Source organism: Rudaea sp., assembly GCF_036383415.1.
GTDB lineage: Bacteria > Pseudomonadota > Gammaproteobacteria > Xanthomonadales > Rhodanobacteraceae > Rudaea.
In genome coordinates this window covers 1-1,562 of the sequence record NZ_DASVOK010000385.1, presented here as the reverse complement: position 1 = coordinate 1,562, position 1,562 = coordinate 1, and the positions used below count along the sequence as shown (strand labels likewise).

Genomic DNA, 1,562 nt, shown 5'->3' with positions numbered 1-1,562 from the left:
CTGCCGGCTTCGTCCTGTTCGCCGGCGCCGCGCTCACCCTCGCCGGACCGTGGCTGCCCGGCGCGCATTGGCTGCATGCGTGGCTGCCGTTCGATTGCCTGCCGTCGACGCATTGACGCGGCAGCCTTGACCTGGGTCAATGCCGGCCGCCGACACAGACGGCACGATGGCGGCATGATCGCTTCCACTACCACCGCAGCTGCGTTCGACGCCGACCTGATCGCCCGCTACGATGTCGCCGGGCCGCGCTACACCTCGTATCCGACCGCGCCGAATTTCCGCAACGGCTTCGGCGAGGAAACGCTGCGCGGCATCGCCCGCGCCTCGAACGAAGATCCGATCCCGCGCCGCCTCTCGCTCTACGTGCATGTGCCGTTCTGCACGAGTCCGTGCTTCTACTGCGGCTGCACGCGCGTGATCACGCGCGATCGTTCGAAGGCCGACGTCTATCTCGCCCGCCTGTATCGCGAGATCGAACTCACCGCTCCGCTGTTCGACCGCGACCGCCCGCTCGTGCAGCTGCATTTCGGCGGCGGCACGCCGAATTTCCTCGATGCGGCGCAGATGGCCGAACTGCTCGACTCGCTCGCCGCGCACTTCTCCTTCAGCCACGAGGCCGAGCGCGAATTCGGCATCGAACTCGATCCGCGCTGGTGCGGCCCGGACTACGTGCGCATGCTCGCCGCGCACGGCTTCAACCGCGTCTCGGTCGGCATCCAGGATTTCGATCCCGTGGTGCAGGCCGCGATCAATCGCATCCAGTCGGTCGAACAGACGCGCGCGGTGCTCGATGCGGCGAAGGCGAGCAGCTTCCGCTCGACCAGCGTCGACCTGATCTACGGCCTGCCGAAACAGACGCCGCAGAATTTCCGCCGCACGCTCGAACAGGTCATCGCGCTCGCGCCCGACCGCATCGCCACCTATGCCTATGCGCACCTGCCCGAGCGTTTCCCGGCGCAGCGCCAGATCGAAGCGGCCGACCTGCCGAGCGCGGCGGCGCGCCTCGAACTGCTCGCGCTCACGGTCGAAACACTGACCGCCGCCGGCTACCGCTACATCGGCATGGACCACTTCGCGCGTCCCGACGACGACCTCGCGCGCGCGCAGGACGCCGACACGCTGCAGCGCAATTTCCAGGGCTATTCGACCTGCGCGAACTGCGACATGGTCGGCCTCGGCGTCAGCTCGATCTCGCACATCGGCGCGAGCTTCAGCCAGAACGCGCGCGACCTCGTCAGCTACTACGCCCGGCTCGACGCCGGACGCCTGCCGGTCGTACGCGGCATCGAACTCGACGAGGACGATCTGCTGCGCGCCGATGTGATCCAGCAACTAATGTGTCACGGCCTGCTCGATATCCCCGCATTCGAGGCGCGCCACCGCATCAATTTTGCCGCGTATTTCGTCGCCGATCTCGCGCGCCTGCGCGCGCTCGCGGGCGACGGCCTGATCGCGGTCGAACCCGCGCGCCTCGTCGCCAGTCCGCGCGGGCGCTTCCTGTTGCGCAACATCGCGATGTGCTTCGATGCCCACCTTCACCGAACCGGGACGCCTGCGGTACG

At 67.9% G+C, this 1,562-nt stretch carries 1 protein-coding gene; it reads left to right on the top strand.

The annotated features are described in order from the left end of the window. Positions 1 to 174 precede the first annotated feature (174 nt). Positions 175 to 1,562: oxygen-independent coproporphyrinogen III oxidase (hemN, locus tag VF497_RS14190; protein WP_330889830.1), on the top strand; the 1,388-nt coding region annotated here is incomplete at its 3' end.